Origin of the sequence: Pseudomonas sp. 2VD (assembly GCF_005503585.1) — a bacterium.
Classification (GTDB): domain Bacteria; phylum Pseudomonadota; class Gammaproteobacteria; order Pseudomonadales; family Pseudomonadaceae; genus Pseudomonas; species Pseudomonas aeruginosa.
In genome coordinates this window covers 1-17,301 of record NZ_SCND01000092.1, presented here as the reverse complement: position 1 = coordinate 17,301, position 17,301 = coordinate 1, and the positions used below count along the sequence as shown (strand labels likewise).

At 67.8% G+C, this 17,301-nt stretch carries 18 protein-coding genes; 11 read left to right on the top strand and 7 right to left on the bottom strand.

Annotation, left to right across the window (positions count from 1 at the left end):
* On the bottom strand, positions 1 to 576 hold a 576-nt coding region (locus FFS27_RS12905; RefSeq protein ID WP_019485979.1), incomplete at its 3' end, for a TonB-dependent receptor plug domain-containing protein.
* Positions 577 to 1,021: 445 nt separating this feature from the next.
* Here FFS27_RS12905 and FFS27_RS12900 point away from each other — a divergent pair.
* Complete coding sequence (locus FFS27_RS12900; protein WP_003118292.1) at positions 1,022 to 1,813, top strand: ABC transporter substrate-binding protein; 792 nt, start codon at positions 1,022 to 1,024, stop codon at positions 1,811 to 1,813.
* 23 nt (positions 1,814 to 1,836) lie between these two features.
* Here FFS27_RS12900 and dauR read toward each other — a convergent pair whose 3' ends face one another.
* The 4 genes from dauR to rhlB form a co-directional block, all read right to left on the bottom strand.
* On the bottom strand, positions 1,837 to 2,469 hold the full coding sequence (dauR, locus tag FFS27_RS12895) for a transcriptional regulator DauR (protein ID WP_003092943.1): 633 nt from the start codon (positions 2,467 to 2,469) through the stop codon (positions 1,837 to 1,839).
* A gap of 62 nt (positions 2,470 to 2,531) precedes the next feature.
* Positions 2,532 to 3,659 (bottom strand): FAD-dependent catabolic D-arginine dehydrogenase DauA, encoded by a 1,128-nt coding sequence (dauA, locus tag FFS27_RS12890; protein WP_023100835.1) that lies wholly within the window; start codon positions 3,657 to 3,659, stop codon positions 2,532 to 2,534.
* Positions 3,660 to 3,681: 22 nt separating this feature from the next.
* Entirely contained in the window at positions 3,682 to 4,629 is a 948-nt protein-coding gene (dauB, locus tag FFS27_RS12885) for an NAD(P)H-dependent anabolic L-arginine dehydrogenase DauB (RefSeq protein WP_023100836.1), read from the bottom strand.
* Between the two features lie 160 nt (positions 4,630 to 4,789).
* Positions 4,790 to 6,313, bottom strand: coding sequence for an ATP-dependent RNA helicase RhlB (gene rhlB / locus FFS27_RS12880; protein WP_031630864.1), 1,524 nt, complete (start codon positions 6,311 to 6,313; stop codon positions 4,790 to 4,792).
* Between the two features lie 283 nt (positions 6,314 to 6,596).
* Here rhlB and FFS27_RS12870 point away from each other — a divergent pair, with 283 nt between their 5' ends.
* On the top strand, positions 6,597 to 8,495 hold the full coding sequence (locus FFS27_RS12870) for an acyl-CoA synthetase (protein ID WP_003137805.1): 1,899 nt from the start codon (positions 6,597 to 6,599) through the stop codon (positions 8,493 to 8,495).
* Positions 8,496 to 8,510: 15 nt separating this feature from the next.
* Here the strand turns inward: FFS27_RS12870 and FFS27_RS12865 are convergent, their stop codons facing one another.
* Complete coding sequence (locus FFS27_RS12865) at positions 8,511 to 9,158, bottom strand: alpha/beta hydrolase (protein ID WP_003129570.1); 648 nt, start codon at positions 9,156 to 9,158, stop codon at positions 8,511 to 8,513.
* Positions 9,159 to 9,454: 296 nt separating this feature from the next.
* Between FFS27_RS12865 and FFS27_RS12860 the strand changes: the two genes are divergently transcribed.
* The 9 genes from FFS27_RS12860 (at position 9,455) to FFS27_RS12820 (ending at position 16,467) form a co-directional block, all read left to right on the top strand.
* The gene (locus FFS27_RS12860) at positions 9,455 to 10,480 is read left to right on the top strand and encodes an amino acid ABC transporter substrate-binding protein (protein WP_003092927.1); all 1,026 of its coding nucleotides are present in this window, start codon (positions 9,455 to 9,457) and stop codon (positions 10,478 to 10,480) included.
* Between the two features lie 112 nt (positions 10,481 to 10,592).
* The gene (gene pcsA, locus FFS27_RS12855) at positions 10,593 to 11,309 is read left to right on the top strand and encodes a phosphatidylcholine synthase (RefSeq protein ID WP_003129573.1); all 717 of its coding nucleotides are present in this window, start codon (positions 10,593 to 10,595) and stop codon (positions 11,307 to 11,309) included.
* A 70-nt stretch (positions 11,310 to 11,379) separates the two neighbouring features.
* Positions 11,380 to 11,862, top strand: a complete 483-nt coding sequence (locus FFS27_RS12850; protein ID WP_003113784.1) for a nuclear transport factor 2 family protein — start codon at positions 11,380 to 11,382, stop codon at positions 11,860 to 11,862.
* A 66-nt stretch (positions 11,863 to 11,928) separates the two neighbouring features.
* Positions 11,929 to 12,630, top strand: a complete 702-nt coding sequence (locus tag FFS27_RS12845; protein WP_003092922.1) for a glutathione S-transferase C-terminal domain-containing protein — start codon at positions 11,929 to 11,931, stop codon at positions 12,628 to 12,630.
* A complete protein-coding gene (locus FFS27_RS12840) occupies positions 12,623 to 12,937 on the top strand; it encodes a GIY-YIG nuclease family protein (protein WP_003119275.1) in 315 nt (104 codons plus the stop codon). The genes FFS27_RS12845 and FFS27_RS12840 overlap by 8 nt, the downstream gene beginning before the upstream one ends.
* A 28-nt stretch (positions 12,938 to 12,965) precedes the next feature.
* Positions 12,966 to 13,655: a CatB-related O-acetyltransferase gene (locus FFS27_RS12835; protein WP_003092917.1), complete on the top strand. Its 690-nt coding sequence runs from the start codon at positions 12,966 to 12,968 to the stop codon at positions 13,653 to 13,655.
* Between the two features lie 120 nt (positions 13,656 to 13,775).
* Positions 13,776 to 14,711 carry a glutathione S-transferase family protein gene (locus tag FFS27_RS12830; protein WP_023100837.1) on the top strand — a complete coding sequence of 312 codons (936 nt, stop codon included), beginning with the start codon at positions 13,776 to 13,778 and terminating at the stop codon, positions 14,709 to 14,711.
* Positions 14,712 to 14,714: 3 nt separating this feature from the next.
* Entirely contained in the window at positions 14,715 to 15,467 is a 753-nt protein-coding gene (locus FFS27_RS12825; RefSeq protein ID WP_023100838.1) for a VIT1/CCC1 transporter family protein, read from the top strand.
* A gap of 88 nt (positions 15,468 to 15,555) precedes the next feature.
* Positions 15,556 to 16,467, top strand: coding sequence for a hypothetical protein (locus FFS27_RS12820; protein ID WP_003092910.1), 912 nt, complete (start codon positions 15,556 to 15,558; stop codon positions 16,465 to 16,467).
* Between the two features lie 42 nt (positions 16,468 to 16,509).
* On the opposite strand, the gene yejK is transcribed toward FFS27_RS12820, so the two are convergent.
* Positions 16,510 to 17,301 (bottom strand): nucleoid-associated protein YejK (yejK, locus tag FFS27_RS12815; protein ID WP_137952045.1); only part of this gene is annotated, 792 nt, incomplete at its 5' end.

The window sequence follows — 17,301 nt, the reverse complement described above, 5'->3', positions numbered from 1 at the left end:
GGCCTGGAAGAAGCCCTGGCGGCCCTTGCCGCCGAGGGAGAAATCCGCCGCCCGGCCGACCCGCCCTGCGTCGCGCGCCCAGCCCTGGCTGAGGCCGAAGCCGGCCTCGAAGGGGCGGGTCGGGCGACGGGTCGCCAGGTTGATCGCCCCGCCGAGCATGTTCGGCCCCTGCAACAGCGAGGCGTAGCCCTTGGACACTTCGATGCCGGCCAGGTCCGAGGTGAGGAAGCGGCCGAGGTCGATGTTGCCGTCGTAGGGCACGTAGACCGGCACGCCGTCGATGAACAGCGGCACCTGGCGCGAGTCGAAGCCGCGTACGCTGACCTGGCGTTCGTTGCGGTTGCCGCCGCCTTGCAGGTAGACGCCGGGGAGGGTGTTCAGCGCCTCGCCGACGTCGCGGCGGTCGAAGCGCTGGAAGTCTTCGCGGGCGACGCTGTCCGGCGGGCTGAGGGAATTGCCCCAGGTGCTGACTTCCATGTCGGGAAGCGCGATCGGCGTCTCCGCCTGGGCAGTGGCAGCGCCCAGCAGGGACAGTGCCAGGCTGGGGACCAGCCGGTTGGAAAGAAGGTTTTGCATGGTAGCGGCGATCTCGTTATGTATTTTTTTACATAACGATCTATGAAATATTCATCAGGGTAAATACCCATTAAGAGCAATTCGGAATTATTTATCTATATAGCGAATTCGGAAGGGCGGCGGCGGGACGAAAAAATCCCCGCGGCATGAGCGTGACGCGGGGATTCAGGCGTAAATAGAGCCTTAACCGTGATAGCTGAAATGGAGCAAGGGGGTGATGTCTGCGTAGCGGAACACCTCGCGGGGTGGCTGTGTATGGCTCAAGACTAAGTCCCGCGGGCCGGCGGGCCTATTCCTCGAAGGAGGTAAGGAGGGGTAGCGGAGGAGGGACGGCGATTGACGATGTATACTTTTTGGTCCAGATTGGACGAAAAGTATAAAGACGGATCACCGTCTGTTTCCCGCCCGGGCCGCGGGCGCACCTTCGTCACCCCTGGAGTCGTCCATGATCAAGTCGCTGAACACCAAGAACCTGCTGGGAGGCCTGCTGCTCGGCGTGCTCGCCAGCGGATCCGCCGTCGCCGCCGATGGCAACCTGCGGATCGGCATCGAGGCCGCCTACCCGCCGTTTTCCTTCAAGACCGCCGAAGGCGAACTGGCCGGCTTCGACTACGACATCGGCAACGCGCTGTGCGCGCAGATGCAGGTGAAGTGCCAGTGGATCGAGCAGGAGTACGACGGCCTGATTCCCTCGCTGAAAGTTCGCAAGATAGACGCCGCGCTGTCCTCCATCACCATCACCGAGGAGCGCCGGCGCTCGGTGGACTTCACCCACAAGTACTACTTCACGCCGGGCCGCCTGGTGATGAAGGAAGGCGCCCAGCTCGACGACAGCTTCAGCCAGTTGGCCGGCAAGCGCATCGGCGTGCAGCGCGGCGCTACCGCCGACCGCTTCGCCAGCGCGGTGCTGGCCAAGGCCGGTGCCGAAGTGGTGCGCTACACCAGCCAGGACGAGATCTACCTGGACCTGGTGGCCGGCCGCCTCGACGCCACCTTCGCCGACTCCATCCCGTTGCAGACCGGCTTCCTCGATACCCCGCGCGGCAAGGGCTACGCCTTCGTCGGGCCGGAGTTCAAGGACCCGAAATACTTCGGCGAGGGCGCCGGGATCGCGGTGCGCAAGGGGGACGCCGAGCTGGTCGGCAAGCTCAACGCGGCGATCGACGCGATTCGTGCCGACGGGACCTACAAGCGCATCGAGGGCAAGTACTTCAAGAGCGACATCTACGGCGACTGACCGCTCGCCGGCGGCGGCTGCCGTCAGTCGCCGCCTTCCTTCAGCTCCTTGAGGTGCTTGTAGACCGTCGCCCGGCCCATGTTCAGCACGTTGGCCACATAGTTGGCGGCGCTCTTGCCCTTGAACGCGCCCTCGGCGTGCAGGGCCAGGACCAGTTCGCGCTTGTGCTCGCGGGTCAGCAGGTTCAAGCCGAGCTGGCGCTGCCGCAGCCAGCCGTGCAGGAAGGTGTTGATGCGCTCCTGCCAGTCGTCGCGGAACAGCGCGTCCGGTTGCGGGATCAGCTTGCTCGGCGAGAGGAACAGGTCGAGCGCCGCCTTGGCGCTCTCGAACAGGCTGATGTTCAGGTTGATGCACAGCACCGCCAGCGGCTGGCCGGCGGCGTCGCGCAGCACGGTGCTGACCGAGCGGATCTTCTGCCCGTCCCAGTTGAGCTTCTCGTAGGGACCGATGTTGCGCTCGTCGCTATCGCCTTCGAGCATGTCTTCCAGCGCCGAGTCGTCGCCGACCTCGCGCTTGGACAGGTTGTTGGCGATGTAGTCGACCCGCTGGCTGCGCAGGTCGTGCAGGACCACTTCGGCGTGGGGGAAGAACAGGGTGGCGATGCCGTCGGCGATCGCCCGGTAGTTCTCCAGGCTGGGGTCTTGGCTCGGGCTCATGCGCAGGGGGTCTCGTGGGGCGGCGGGCGAGGCGAGTGTGCCGCAAACCCGCCGCCGGGTCATCAGGGGGACAGGCGGCGCGGCGACAGCATCGCCTCGTCCAGGCCGTGCTCGCGCAGGTGCGCCGGCAGCGGCTGGTGGCGGATCAGCGCGGCGCTGGCCTCGCCCATCGCCGCCGAGGTCTGGATACCGTAGCCGCCCTGGGCGGCGACCCAGAAGAAGCCTTCCGCATCGGCGGCGTAGCCGGCCACCAGGTCGCCGTCGGCGACGAACGAGCGCAGCCCTGCCCAGGTGTGTTCCGGACGGCGAATGGTGAGGGTGGTGGCTTCTTCGATCAGGTACATGCCGGTGGCGATGTCCAGTTGCTCGGGCTGCACGTCGTGGGCCTCGACCGGATCGGCGTTGGCCGGAGAGCCGAGCAGCATGCCGGCGTCCGGCTTCAGGTAGAAGGATTCGTCGAGGCTGACCAGCATCGGCCAGTCGTGGCAGTCGATGCCTGGCGGCGGGGCGAAGATGAAGGCCGAGCGGCGCTTGGGTTGCAGGCCCAGCGGGCGGACGCCGGCCAGCCCGGCGATGGTGTCGCACCAGGCGCCCGCGGCGTTGACCAGCACCGCGGCGCGGTAGCTGCCGGCGTCGCAGCGGACTTCCCAGGCGCCGTCGACCCGGCGGATCTCCAGCGCTTCGTGGTTGCACAGGACCTGCCCCTGGTTGCGGCGGATGCCGCGCAGGTAGCCCTGGTGCAGGGCGTCGGTATCGATGTCGGCGCCGGTGGGGTCGTAGGTGGCGCCGAAGACCTTGTCGCGACGCAGCACCGGCACGATCGAGCAGGCCTGTTCCGCGTCCAGCAGGCGCATCTGTGGCACCAGCGCCTTGCCGCTTTCGTATTGGCGGCGGAGTTCTTCCGGATCGTCGCTGAAGTCGACCACCATTTCCGGACGCGGGCTGAGCAGCGGATGCTCGCAGAAGCCGGCCGGCGGGTTGTCGAAGAAGGCCCGGCTGGCGGCGGTGAGCGCGCGCACCTGGGGCGTGCCGTAGGCCACCGTGTAGTGCGCGGCGGAGCGGCCGGTGGAGTGGTAGCCGGGCTGCGCCTCGCGCTCCAGCACCACGACCCGGCCGTGGGCCGACAGCCAGTAGCCGGTGGATGCGCCGGCGATGCCGGCACCGATGACGAGGTAATCCGCTTCGATCATGCTGCTCTCCTGCATCGCGCGATCAGCCTGCCTGGCGCAGGCGGTAGAGGGCGTTGGCCAGGGCTACGTCTTCCAGGCCCAGGCCGATCGAGCGGAAGAACGCCGGGCGCCGGTATTCCGGACGTGGCGCCTGGCCGCTGAGCAGCTCCGCGAGGTCGCCGCGGATCGCCGCGGGGCTCCAGCCATGCTGTTCGGCGGCGATCAGCATCTCGCCGGCGGAACCTGGGGTGGTGTGCCGGTAGTCGCAATAGACGTCCATGGCCGCCAGGCTTTCCGCCGGTACCTCATGGGCGCGGGGCGCGTTGGTGCTGATCGAGGTGACCAGCGCCGGGCGCTCGAGTTGGCGCGGGTCGATCACCGCTCGGGCCGAGGAGGTGCAGAGCAGGATCACATCGGCTTCGTCCAGCGCTTCCTCCAGACTGCCGGCGGCTTCGGCGCGCGGGTCGATGGCGCGCAGGCTTTGCAGGCGGCGCTCGTCCAGGCACGGCGAATGGACTCGCACGCCCTGCCAGTCACGCAGGCCCTTCACGTATTGCAGGTGGGCATGGGCCACCGGTCCGCTGCCGATCAGCGCCAGGCGGCCGGCCTTGGCCGGAGCCAGGGCATCCACCGCCACCGCGGTGGTGGCGGCGGTGCGCGCGGTGGTCAGCCGGGCGGCATCGCAGAGCAGCAAGGGCTGGCCGGTCTGCATCGACATCAGCAGGGTCCAGGCGGTGACCAACGGGCCCTGTTCGCGGACGATGTAGGGCGAGGTCTTGACCCCGTAGACCTGTTCCTGGGCGAGCACGCCTAGGTAGTTGATGAAGTCGCCGCGACCGGCGGGGAACTCCACCAGTTGCTGGGCCGGCTGGAGCGCCTGGCCGGCGGCCAGGTCGAGGAACAGCTGGCGCATGGCCTGGAGGACGTCGATACGGGCGAGCAGTTGCTCGGCTTCGGCCTGCTGGACGATCAGGGGAGTGGCGGCGCTCATGCGATCTCCGGAATGGATGTAAACAATTTGTCCATTCTGGACTTTAAGGTATTGTCGGGCAAGCGCCGACCTGCCTCGATGACCGACGGCGGCACCTGCGTGTCGCAGAAACGAAAAAGGCGAAGCCGGATGGCTTCGCCTTTTTTCACCACGCCTGCGTTCAGTGCTTGCGTGGTACCGGCTTGAGCAGTTCGGCCGGCGGCATCTCGCAGGTGATCTTGCGGCCCAGCAGTTCTTCGATCGGCGGCAGGGCGAAGGCATCGTCCTCGCCGGCGAAGCTGATCGAGGTGCCCGAGGCGCCGGCGCGGCCGGTACGACCGATACGGTGCACGTAGTCGTCCGGGTCCTCCGGCAGGGTGAAGTTGATCACATGGCTGATGCCGTCGATGTGGATACCGCGGCCGGCCACGTCGGTTGCCACCAGGACGCGGATCTTGCCTTCGCGGAAGCCTTCCAGGGTGCGGATGCGCTTGTGCTGCGGTACGTCGCCGGACATCTGGGCGGCGCTGATGCCGTCCTTGGTCAGGCGTTCCTCGATGCGGCGGACTTCGTCCTTGCGGTTGGCGAAGACCATCACCCGTTCCCAGTTGTTCTGTGCCACCAGGTTGTACAGCAGCTTGTACTTGTCGCTGCCGGCCACGGCGTAGACATGCTGCTCGACGGTGTCGCTGGCGACGTTCTCCGGCTCGATCTCGACGATCGCCGGATCGACGGTCCACTGCTTGGCGAGGTTCATCACGTCGTCGGTGAAGGTCGCCGAGAACAGCAGGGTCTGGCGTTCGCCCTTGTGCGGGGTCTGCCGGATGATCTGCCGGACCTGCGGGATGAAGCCCATGTCGAGCATGCGGTCGGCTTCGTCGAGGACCATCACCTCGACCATGTCCAGGTGCACCTCGCCGCGCTGGTTGAAGTCCAGCAGACGGCCTGGGGTGGCTACCAGGATGTCGCAGAAGCGCGCTTCCAGCTGCTTGAGTTGCTTGTCGAAGTCCATGCCGCCGACGAAGGTCATCACGTTCAGCCCGGTGTACTTGGTCAGCGCCGCGGCGTCCTTGGCGATCTGTACCACCAGTTCGCGGGTCGGGGCGATGATCAGCGCGCGCGGCTCGCCCATGTAGCGCTCTTTCGGCGGCGGGGTCTGCAGCAACTGGGTGATGATCGAGATGAGGAACGCGGCGGTCTTGCCGGTACCGGTCTGGGCGCGGCCGATGGCGTCCTGGCCGCGCAGGGTGAAGCCCAGTACCTGCGCCTGGATCGGCGTGCAGTAGGGGAAGCCGAGGTCATGGATGGCGTGCATCAGGCTCGGGGCGAGGTTGAAGTCGTGGAAGCGGGTCTTGCCTTCCTGCGGTTCGACCACGAAGTCTTCCAGCTTCCAGTTGTCCACCGGCTTCGGCTTGCGTTCGCGGCGCGGCTTGTCGCTGCGCGGCTTGGCGTCCCGGCCTTCTTTGGCGGCGGGTTTGGCGGGCTTTTCGCCTTTCTCGGCCTTTTCAGCGGCGCGCGGGGCGCCGGACTCGTTGTCGGCGCGTGGGGCGCGCGGTTTGCGTGGGCGTTTCTCGGTCGGCTTTTCGCCGGTGGGGGCGGTACCTTTCGCGGTAGCGCCGGCAGGGCCTTGCGGGACCGGGGAGGAACCGCTCTGCGGCTGGGTTCCGTCGGCCTTGCCGAAGATTTTCTTGAGTGCTTTGAGCACGGCGATCTCGTAGTGGTTAAGGAATGAACGGGCGCCAGTGTAAAGCATGTTGCCAGCGGGGAGAAATCCATGCTTGGCCGGCGCCTTCCAGCCCTGGCCGGACGGGGCCTGGAGGGGGCTGTGCGAAGCTCCCGGGGCAGCCTCCGGGAGGGCTCGTGCGCGCGACCGGCGGCGCGCTACAAAAAGACAACGGTAGGGCGACGACGGGGGTGGCATCTTCGGGACGGTGCCGGAGCGATCCGGCGAGTGTCCGCCCACTCACCAACGGAAGAACAAGAAAACCATGAATCCGTCCCCATCGATCGCCGGGCTGAGCGATATCGAAGCCCTGGAACGCGTGCCGCTGGAACAGCGCGACCTGCCGTCCAGCACCTACGAACTGTTGCAACGCTCGGCCCAGCGCCACGGCCAGCGTATCGCCCTGAGCTGCCTGCTGCATGGCAGCGCCGCCGAAGAACCGTTGCGGATCAGCTATGCCGAGCTGTTCGCCCGCGTCACCCAGACCGCCAACGCCTTGCACCGGCTGGGCCTGGAAAGCCACCAGGCGGTGTCCTTCCTGCTGCCCAACCTGCCGCAGACCCACTACGTGATCTGGGGCGGCGAGGCTGCCGGGATCGTCAATGCGATCAACCCGCTGCTGGAGCCGGAGCACATCGCCGAGCTGATCCGCGCCTCCAACACCCGGGTGCTGGTGACCCTGGCGCCGTTCCCCGGCACCGACCTGTGGCAGAAGGTCGCCGGCCTGCGCGCGCAGCTGCCGGAGCTGTACGCGATCGTCGTGGTCGATCCGGCCAACCTGTTGCCGGCGCCGCAGCGCGAGGCGCTCAAGGCCCAGCGCGGGCCGCTGCCGGAGGGCGTGCTGGACTTCGATACGCTGATCGCCGACTGCCCGGCAGACCGCCTGGAGAGCGGACGGGCGATCCATCCGGACGACGTCGCTTCCTATTTCCACACCGGCGGCACCACCGGCACGCCGAAGCTGGCGCCGCACAGCCACTTCAACGAGGTGGCGATGGCCGAGATCATGGGCCTGAACGCCGACTACGGGGTGGACGACGTGCTGCTCTGTGGCCTGCCGCTGTTCCACGTCAACGGCGTGATGGTTACCGGCCTGGCGCCCTTCCATCGCGGCGCCCAGGTGCTCCTGGCCGGGCCCCAGGGCTACCGCAATCCGACCCTGATCCAGGACTTCTGGAAGCTGGTGGAGCGCTACCGGGTCACCAGCTTCAGTGGCGTGCCGACCATCTACGCGGCGTTGCTGCAGGTCCCCAGCGATGGCCGCGACCTGTCCAGCCTGCGTTTCGCCCTGTGCGGCGCGGCGCCGATGCCGGTGGAGCTGATCCGCCAGTTCGAGGCGCGTACCGGGCTCAAGGTGATCGAAGGCTACGGCCTCACCGAAGGTACCTGCGGCACCAGTTGCAACCCGCGTGGCGGCGAGCGCCGGCCGGGTTCGATCGGCCTGCGCCTACCGTACTGCCAGGTGAAGGTCGCGGTGCTCGACGGCGAGGGCAATTACCTGCGCGATGCCGCGCCGAACGAGGTGGGCAACCTCTGCCTGAAGGGCCCGACGGTGTTCAAGGGCTACCTGCAACAGGACCGGAACCGCGATATCTGGGTCGGCGATGGCTGGTTCAATACCGGCGACCTCGGTCGTATCGACGAGGACGGCTACATCTGGCTCACCGGGCGCAGCAAGGACCTGATCATTCGCGGTGGCCACAACATCGACCCACAGATGATCGAAGAAGCGCTGCACCGGCATCCGGCCGTGGCCCTGGCGGCGGCGGTGGGCAAGCCGGACGCCAAGGCCGGCGAGCTGCCGGTGGTGTATATCCAGCTCAAGCCCGGCGCCAGCGCCAGCGAGGAAGAGCTGCTGGAACACGCCAGCCGCCACGTACCGGAGCGGGCGGCGGTGCCCAAGGATGTCTGGCTGATCGAGAGCATGCCGGTCACCGCGGTGGGCAAGACCTTCAAGCCGGCGCTGCGCCTGGACGCGATCCGCCGGGTGCTGGAGGAGGAAAGCCGGAGGATCGCCGAGGATATCCGCGTGGAGGTGGTCGCCGACGAGCGCCACGGCCAGCTCGCCCACCTGCACGTTCCCGCGCTCGACGAAAGACGCCGGGCGGCGCTGGAAGAGCTGCTCGGCGGCTACGCGCTGAACTACCGGCTGCACGCCGTCTGAGAGAAGCTGCGGGCGTCAGAGGCGCTTGCGCAGCCAGGCGCCGATGTCGTGGATTTCCTCCAGGGACACCTCGTGGCCCATCGGGTAGTCGTGCCAGCCCACCTCCACGCCCTGCGCCTGCAAGGCGTCATGGGCCGCGCGGCCGAGCGCCGGGTCGACCACGTCGTCCTGGCTGCCATGCAAGTGCAGGACCGGAATCCGCTTGTGGCGCTCGTCCAGCGCCAGGTCGTCGAAGGTCGGCGCGTAGGTGGATAGCGCCAGCACCCCGCCGAGCGGCTGGGCGTAGCGGCGGAAGGCGGTATGCAGGACCACCGCGCCGCCCTGGGAGAAACCGGCGAGGATGATCCGCTCGGCGGCGATGCCCTTGGCGCGCTGTTCATCGATGAGGGCGATGACCTGGTCGGCGGAGGCGTTCAACTGGTCTTCGTCGATGGCCCGCGCCGGACTGAAGGCAAGGATGTCGTACCAGCTCGGCATGACCCAGCCGCCATTGACCGTCACCGCCTGGCTCGGCGCCTGGGGGAGGATGAAGCGGGTGCTCGGCAGGACCACCTGCAGGGCTTCGGCCACCGGCTTGAAGTCGGTACGGTCGGCGCCCAGGCCGTGCAGCCAGATGATACAGGCGTCGGCATTCGGGGCATCGAGGATCAGAGGTTCGCTCATGACGGCTCCAGGCAGGGGGCATATGCGTTCGGAATGGGAGGACCATTCGACAACAGGCGCTTTCCCGCTCGCAAGTCGGCCAGATTGTCGCAGATCATGCATTCGCCAATTTCCCGCGGATGCGCTTTGCTAAGGGAAGTGCGCCGGGTACGCCGTTCGTCGCCCGCCGCCGTCGCGCCGCCGGCTGCCCCTGCCGGTGCCGCGGCGCTTGCGGTTACAGTGCGGCGACCGGCCCGGGAAGCGACCGGCGCGGGGCCGGCGGTTCACCCAGGGGCGGCGAAGGGAGTGGCGAACAGATGACAATAATGAAAGGTACCTGGCTGCTGCTGGCCGCCGTCTGCCTCGGCGCCAGCGCCACGGCCGAGGCCGGCGCGACGCTGGATGCGGTGAAGCGCAAGGGCTACGTGCAGTGCGGCGTCAGCGACGGCCTGCCGGGGTTCTCCTACGCCGACGCCAAGGGCCGTTTCAAGGGGCTCGACGTCGACATCTGCCGGGCGCTGGCCGCCGCGCTGTTCGGCGACGCCGAGAAGGTGCGCTTCACCCCGCTGTCCGCCACCGAGCGGTTTTCGGCGTTGCAGTCCGGCACGGTCGACCTGCTGTCGCGCAACACCTCATGGACCAGCTCGCGGGATACCGCGCTGGGCATCCACTTCACCGGCGTCACCTATTTCGACGGCCAGGGCTTCCTGGTTAATCGCAAGCTCGGCGTGTCCAGCGCCCGCGAACTGAAGGACGCGACGGTGTGCATCCAGTCCGGCACCACCAACGAGCTGAACGTGGCGGACTACTTCCGGGCCCACGGCATCCGCTACAAGGCGGTGCTCGACGACAGCTACGAGAAGAGCGCCCGTGCCCTGGAGGCGGGGCAGTGCGACGTGCTCAGCTCCGACCAGTCGCAGCTCTACGCCCAGCGCCTGAAGCTGGCCAAGCCGGACCAGTACGTGGTGCTGCCGGAAGTGATCTCCAAGGAGCCGCTCGGCCCGGCCGTGCGGCAGGGCGACGAAGCCTGGTTCAACATCGTCCGCTGGACCCTGTACGGCCTGCTCAACGCGGAGGAGCTGGGGGTCACCTCGAGCAACGTCGAGCGCCAGGCCAGGGACAGCCGCAACCCGGACGTCGCCCGCCTGCTCGGCAGCGAGGGTGACGCCGGCAAGGACTTGCAACTGCCGCGCGACTGGGTGGTGCAGATGGTGCGCCAGGTCGGCAACTATGGCGAGATCTTCGCCCGCAACGTCGGCGACGGCAGCCCGCTGAAGATGCCGCGCGGCCTCAACGCGCAATGGAATCTCGGCGGCCTGCACTATGCGCCGCCGATCCGCTGACCGGCGGGGGCTGGCTGAACTCTCGCCAGCACCGACAATCCGATAACAGACAGACGCACCGGTGCCGGTGCACTATAGAGCGACGCGTCATGCCGAACACCGAACAAGAGAAATGCCCGTGAACCTATCGATGACTCCCATCAACAAAGCCAAGGCCTGGGGCGTCCACGCCGTCACCGCCAGCGGCGTGATCCTGGCCTTGCTGGCCCTGCTCGCGCTGGTCGACAACAAACCCCAGGCCTGCCTGCTCTGGCTCGGCCTGGCCCTGCTGGTGGACGGCCTCGACGGCACCCTGGCGCGCAAGTACGAAGTCAAGGAAATGCTGCCGCATTTCGACGGCTCGGTGCTCGACCTGGTGATCGACTACCTGACCTACGTGTTCATCCCGGCCATCTTCATCTACCGCTACATCCCCCTGCCGGAGCATTTCGAACTGCTGGCGGTGGGCGTGATCCTGGTTTCGTCGCTGTTCTGCTTCTGCAACGTCAACATGAAGAGCACCGACAACTACTTCGTCGGCTTCCCGGCCGCCTGGAACGTGGTGGCGGTGTACTTCTACGTGCTCGACCTGCACCCCTGGGTCAACCTCGTCACGGTGCTGGTGCTGGCCGCCCTGACCCTGACCCGGATGAAGTTCCTCCACCCGTTCCGCGTGCGCCAGTTCATGCCGTTGAACATCGCGGTGACCTTCGTCTGGCTGATCAGCAGCGGTCTGCTGATCGTCCAGCAGCCGGCCGACCTGCCAATCCTGCTCGGCCTGTGGTTCGCCGCCTCGGCCTATTTCGTCGGTATCTGCCTCTGGCGCAGCGCCCGCGAGTGGTTCGGCTGAAACGACCCGGCGCGACGGCGTTCCCGCCTGGGGACGCCTGGCAAGTCCTTCTCATCGCAAGGAACCCCGCATGGCCCACCCCAACGCCGAACTGATCGAGCGCTTCTACCAGGCCTTCCAGCGCCTCGACGGCGAGGCCATGGCGGCCTGCTACGCCCCCCAGGCGACCTTCCACGACCCGGCCTTCGGCGAACTGCGTGGGCGCGAGGTGGGCGACATGTGGCGCCTGCTGACCAGCCGGGCGCGGGACTTCCGCCTGGACTACGCGAACGTCCGCGCCGACGAGAACGAGGGGCGTGCGCAATGGGTGGCCCACTACCTGTTCACCCAGACCGGGCGCAGGGTGGAGAATCGCATCGAGGCCCGTTTCCGCTTCGCCGATGGTTTGATCGTCGAGCATCGCGACCAGTTCGACCTGTGGCGCTGGAGCCGCCAGGCGCTTGGCGCCAAGGGCCTGCTGCTGGGCTGGGCGCCGCCGGTGCAGCGGGCGATCCGCGGGCAGGCGCGCAAGGGCCTGGCCGCCTACCAGGCTGCCCATCCGGCGGCCGGCTGAGGCTGTCGGTGGCCGAAGCGCGGATAATCTCCTAAGCTCGCCGCGGACAACCCGCAGGACGCCGCGATGATCACGCTCTTCCAGTTCCCCGCCGCATTCAACGTACCCAATGCCAGTCCCTATTGCCTGAAACTGGAAACCTGGTTGCGCCTGGCCGGCCTGGAGTACCAGGTGAAGGTCGTCAGCGACCCGCGCAAGGCGCCCAAGGGCAAGCTGCCCTACGTGCGTATCGAGGGCGAGGCGATCGGCGACAGCGAGATCGTCATCCGTACCCTCGGCGAGCGCTACGGGGTCACTCTCGACGCTGGCCTGGACGCCCGAGGCAAGGGCTGGGCACGGGCGATCACGCGCCTGTGCGACGAACACCTGTACTACCTGATGCTGTATTTCCGCTGGTTCGACGAGGACAGCTGGCGCGTGCTCAAGCCGGTGTTCTTCGGCTCGCTGCCATTCGGCGTGCGCGACGCGGTGGCCTGGGCCATGCGCCGCAAGGTCCGCGCTACCCTCAGGGCGCAGGGACTCGGGGTCCACGGCAGGGACGAACTGCTGGCCTTCGCCCGCGACGACCTCGATGCCCTCGACGGCCTGCTCGGCCAGGTCCCGTACTACGGCGGCGAACATCCGTGCAGCGCCGATGCCGCCGCTTACGGTATCCTCGCCAACCTCATCGAGGCGACCCTGGATACCCCGCTCAGCCATGTGGCGCGAGGCTATCCGCGCCTGGTGGCGTATTGCGAGCGGATGCGGGAGCGGGTCTGGAGTGAGTGAGGCGACGGCCGCCACGGCGGCGATCGGGAAGTGTTGGTCGGTCTACCTGGTGAGGGCGGAAAACGGCGCGTTGTACTGCGGCATCAGCGACGATCCGCTGCGCCGCTTCGACACTCATTGCAGCGGCAAGGGCGCGCGGTTCTTCCATTCCAGCCCCGCCCGCGCGCTGGTCTACGTCGAGGCCTGCGCCAGCAAGGGCGACGCCCTGCGCCGCGAGCGGGCGATCAAGGCCCTGAGCAAGCGCGCCAAGGAGCGCCTGTTGGTCGGCGTACCGGTGTTGCGCGAGGTCGGCGAGCCGGCAATCTAGGACGTTCATCTGCGGTCATGGGGTATTCGTGGGTTACCTGAAGAATCATTGGTGGAAACGCTGGATCCGCCGCCGCGGCTGCAAGCTGGCCGGCGGCCCGGCCAGTGTCGGCAAGCGCACCACGCTGGTGCTCGAGGAGCAGGTCGAACTCGGCCACCTGCGCATCGTCCCGCCGAGGCTGGAGATCGGCGCCTACAGCTATGTGCGCAGCGGCACCGACCTGTCCCTGGTGGCGTCCATCGGGCGTTTCTGCTCGATCGGCTCGGACTGCTTCATCGGCCAGGAAAAACACACCCATCCCAGCGACTGGGTGAGCAGCCACCCCTTCCAGCACACCGGCACCGCGCTGCGCTACGAGCCGGCGCTGAGCTACGCGGAAATCGGCCACGATGTCTGGATCGGACACAGCGCGATGGTGATGGAAGGGGTCAAGGTCGGGACCGGGGCGATCATCGCCACGCGCGCCGTGGTCACTCGCGACGTGCCGCCCTACGCCATCGTCGCCGGCACCCCGGCGCAGGTGATCCGCTACCGGCATCCGCCGGAGATCATCGAGGGTCTGCTCGCCTCGCGCTGGTGGGAGCTGGATAGCGCCTTCCTCACCGGCCTGCCGCTGGACCGTCCCCGGGAGTTCCTCGCCGCCCTGGAGGCGCGCGAGGCGCCGCGTGCGGCGTACCGGCGGATGACCATCACCCGCCAGGGGTGCCGGCTGGATTGAGCGCGCCCATCGCCAGGCCCATCGGGCCAGGCGATGGGGTGCCCTTCATGTCCCGGATTGTCATAGGCGCGTTTTCCCAGCCGCGCTAAGCTGGTGCCTCACATCCGCCCGGAGGCGCCCATGTCAGAGCTGATCCTGCATCACTATCCCACTTCGCCCTTCGCCGAGAAGGCGCGCCTGCTGCTCGGTTTCAAGCAACTGTCCTGGCGCTCGGTGATGATTCCGCCGGTGATGCCCAAGCCGGACCTGGTGGCGCTGACCGGCGGCTATCGGAAGACCCCGGTGTTGCAGGTCGGCGCCGATGTGTATTGCGATACCGCGTTGATCGCCCGTCGCCTGGAGCAGGAAAAGGCGGTCCCGGCGCTGTTCCCCGAAGGCCAGGAGATGGTCGCCGCGAGCTTCGCCCAGTGGGCCGACGCGGTGCTGTTCCAGCACGCGGTAAGCCTGGCGTTCGCCCCGGAGTCCATCGCCGTGCGTTTCGGCAAGCTGCCGCCGGAATTCCTCAAGGCCTTCATGGCCGATCGCAGCCAACTGTTCAGCGGCGGCAGCGCCGGCCGCCTGCCGTTGGAACAGGCGCGCCACCAGTGGCCGGCATTCGTGGCGCGACTGGAGCGCCAGTTGTCGCGCGAGGACGGCGATTTCCTGTTCGGCGAAGCGTCCGTCGCCGACTTCGCCGTGGCGCACTGCCTGTGGTTCCTCAAGGGCACGCCGGTCACCGCGCCGCTGGTCGACGACTACCCGCAGGTGCAGGCCTGGTTGGGCCGGGTGCTCGGCTTCGGCCACGGCGCGCCAGCCGAGATGAGTGCGGAGGAAGCCCTGGAGGTGGCTCGCGGCAGCCAGCCCGCGGCATTGCCGGACGAATCCTTCAGCGACCCCAACGGTTTCCTGCCCGGCCAGGCGGTCGCCATCGCCGCCACCGACTACGGTGTCGACGCGGTACAGGGCGAACTGCTCTTCGCCGGCAGCGAGGAACTCATCCTGCGCCGCGAAGACCCGCGGGCGGGTACCGTGCATGTGCATTTCCCGCGCCTGGGCTTTCGCATCGAGGCGCGTTGAGGCATGCCGGCGGAGACCCCGCCGCTGCGGCCGGACGCCGATCCGCCGCAGTGCGCGTTGCCCGAGGCGAGGCCGGACCGCGACGCCGGCACCAAGCTGCGCGCCGCGGTGCTCGGCGCCAACGATGGCCTGGTGTCGAACCTGTGCCTGGTGATGGGCGTGGCGGGTGCGAGCATGGCGCATTCGTCCATCGTCCTCACCGGGATGGCCGGACTGGTGTCCGGGGCCTGCTCGATGGCCCTCGGCGAGTGGCTGTCGGTGACCAACGCCCGCGAGATGGCGAGCAAGCGCATCGCCGAGGAAGAACGCCTGCTCAGGCTCTGCCCGGACACCGAGACCCAGGAACTGATCGATATCTTCACCGCCAAGGGGCTGAGCGAGGTATCCGCCCGGCGCGTGGCCCTGCAACTGATGAACGACGGTCGTGGCGCGCTGGACACCTTGTCCCGCGAGGCCCTCGGCATCGATCCGACGGAGTTGGGCGGCAACCCGTGGAACGCGGCGGGCACGTCGTTCCTGCTGTTTTCCCTTGGCGCCCTGGTGCCGGTGGCGCCGTTCCTGTTCCTCGACGGCGCCGCGGCGCTGGTCGCAAGCCTGCTGTCCAGTCTGCTTGCGCTGCTGTTCAGCGGCGCGGTCACCGCCCGTTTCACCGGGCGGCCGCTGGCGTTCTCGGCGTTGCGCCAGGTGCTGGTCGGTAACCTTGCCGCGGCCTTCACCTATGGGTTGGGTACCGCGCTCGGCGTGGGCCTGGGCTGAAAGTCCTTCGCCTGCGGGGGACTCCGTTTTACACTGCGACACCCGGCCGGCGTGGCCGGGAACAGGAAAAACCGACCAGGGAGTGGCCATGAACGCCTACGACATCGAAATCGTCAACGACGCCGCGCACGCCGGCGAAGCCAACCACGGCTGGTGCTTCGGCCTGCCGCCGGGCATCCGTCCGGAGCAGTGGCCGCTGGATCCGGACACCGGCTATCCGCTGATGCACGGCTTCACCCTGCTGCTGCCGGAGGACTACCGGGTGCATGGCCCGGAGATCGTCGCGCTGAGCTTCTTCTCCCTCGCCCCGGACCAGAACGACGGTGGACCGACCAGCGTCGACGGCATTCGCGAGATGCTCATCGATCCGCCCGCGCAACCGCCGGCTGACGCGGAACTGCGGCCGTTCTGGGAGGCCGGGCGCAATAGCCATCCGCGTCTGCACCGGATGGAGGACATCCTCGGCGGTGCCTATGCGTTGATCCTGCTCGACGCCGCTGAATTCAGCGGCGCGCCCTGCCAGCCGCCGGCGCTGCCGGCGGGCAACCCGCTGCTGGCGCAGACCGAGCCGCCGCAGTGGCTGGAGGCTGGTTCGGCGGCCAGCTTCGTGCCGGACTGGGCGGAGGACGACTACTACCTGCTGCGCGCCCTCGGTGGCCGCCCGGCGGCCGGCCACCAGCAGCGCTACCCGCTGCGCTGGACGGCGCGGGCGCAAGACCCCAACGCCGGGGTGGTGCCCAGCGAATACGGCGACGGCGGCTACCAGCTGCCGCACTACTGGCTGGACGGCAAGATCGAGCGCGACAACTACCGCGAGCATCCCTGGGTGGAAGGGCACCTGCCGAACCATATCGGCGGCACCATGCGTCCGGTGCAGGGCGTGCCGGAGATGAGTCCCTTCTACGTAGAGTTCGAGGAATACCTGGGCGGCTACAACTTCGGCGGCGGCAACGCCCAGCTCGATTTCCGCGACATGCGCTTCGACTGGGCCTGCGGCTGAGGAGGGAAAGGGAGCGCCGGCGGCGCTCCGGGGCGGCGCGGGTCAGTCCTTGCGCCGCTTGAGCTGGTCCTTCAACTGGGTCGGCAACTGGCGGATGATCAGCATGTCGCGCTCTTCGTCGTATTCCACCTTGGAGCCCAGCAGGTGCGCCTCGAAGCTGATCGACAGGCCTTCGGCGCGGCCGGTGAAGCGGCGGAACTGGTTGAGGGTGCGCTTGTCCGCCGGGATTTCCGGCGACAGGCCGTAGTCCTTGTTACGGATGTAGTCGTAGAACGCCCGCGGTTGCTGGTCGTCCATCAGTTCCGAAAGCGCGTCGAGGGTCATCGGCTCGCCGATGCGCGCCTGCGAGGTGGCGTAGTCGACCAGCGTCTCGGTCTTCTCGCGGGCCTGTTCCTCGGCCATGTCCTCGCTTTCCACGAAATCGCTGAAGGCTTTCAGCAGGGTGCGCGTCTCGCTCGGCGAATCCACCCCTTCCTGGCAGCCGATGAAGTCGCGGAAATAGTCGGAGACCTTCTTCCCGCCCTTGCCCTTGATGAACGAGATGTACTGCTTCGACTGCTTGTTGTTGCGCCATTCGGAAATGTTGATCCGCGCGGCCAGGTGCAACTGGCCGAGGTCCAGGTGGCGCGACGGGGTGACCTCCAGCGACTCGTTCACCGCCACGCCTTCGCTGTGGTGCAGCAGGGCGATCGCCAGGTAGTCGGTCATGCCTTGCTGGTAGTGGGCGAACAGGACGTGGCCGCCGGTGGAGAGATTGGACTCCTCCATCAGCTTTTGCAGGTGCTCGACCGCTTCGCGGCTGAAGCCGACGAAGTCGCGGTCGCCCTCCAGGTA

What these genes read in the sequence shown, in the direction of transcription:
- FFS27_RS12865 (WP_003129570.1), bottom strand. Translation starts at nt 9,158, where the DNA reads ATGAGCGAACCTCTGATCCTCGATGCCCCGAATGCCGACGCCTGTATC.
- FFS27_RS12860 (WP_003092927.1), top strand. Translation starts at nt 9,455, where the DNA reads ATGACAATAATGAAAGGTACCTGGCTGCTGCTGGCCGCCGTCTGCCTC.
- FFS27_RS12900 (WP_003118292.1), top strand. Translation starts at nt 1,022, where the DNA reads ATGATCAAGTCGCTGAACACCAAGAACCTGCTGGGAGGCCTGCTGCTC.
- dauR (WP_003092943.1), bottom strand. Translation starts at nt 2,469, where the DNA reads ATGAGCCCGAGCCAAGACCCCAGCCTGGAGAACTACCGGGCGATCGCC.
- pcsA (WP_003129573.1), top strand. Translation starts at nt 10,593, where the DNA reads ATGCCCGTGAACCTATCGATGACTCCCATCAACAAAGCCAAGGCCTGG.
- FFS27_RS12870 (WP_003137805.1), top strand. Translation starts at nt 6,597, where the DNA reads ATGAATCCGTCCCCATCGATCGCCGGGCTGAGCGATATCGAAGCCCTG.
- dauB (WP_023100836.1), bottom strand. Translation starts at nt 4,629, where the DNA reads ATGAGCGCCGCCACTCCCCTGATCGTCCAGCAGGCCGAAGCCGAGCAA.
- FFS27_RS12825 (WP_023100838.1), top strand. Translation starts at nt 14,715, where the DNA reads ATGCCGGCGGAGACCCCGCCGCTGCGGCCGGACGCCGATCCGCCGCAG.
- FFS27_RS12845 (WP_003092922.1), top strand. Translation starts at nt 11,929, where the DNA reads ATGATCACGCTCTTCCAGTTCCCCGCCGCATTCAACGTACCCAATGCC.
- dauA (WP_023100835.1), bottom strand. Translation starts at nt 3,659, where the DNA reads ATGATCGAAGCGGATTACCTCGTCATCGGTGCCGGCATCGCCGGCGCA.
- FFS27_RS12830 (WP_023100837.1), top strand. Translation starts at nt 13,776, where the DNA reads ATGTCAGAGCTGATCCTGCATCACTATCCCACTTCGCCCTTCGCCGAG.
- FFS27_RS12850 (WP_003113784.1), top strand. Translation starts at nt 11,380, where the DNA reads ATGGCCCACCCCAACGCCGAACTGATCGAGCGCTTCTACCAGGCCTTC.
- FFS27_RS12820 (WP_003092910.1), top strand. Translation starts at nt 15,556, where the DNA reads ATGAACGCCTACGACATCGAAATCGTCAACGACGCCGCGCACGCCGGC.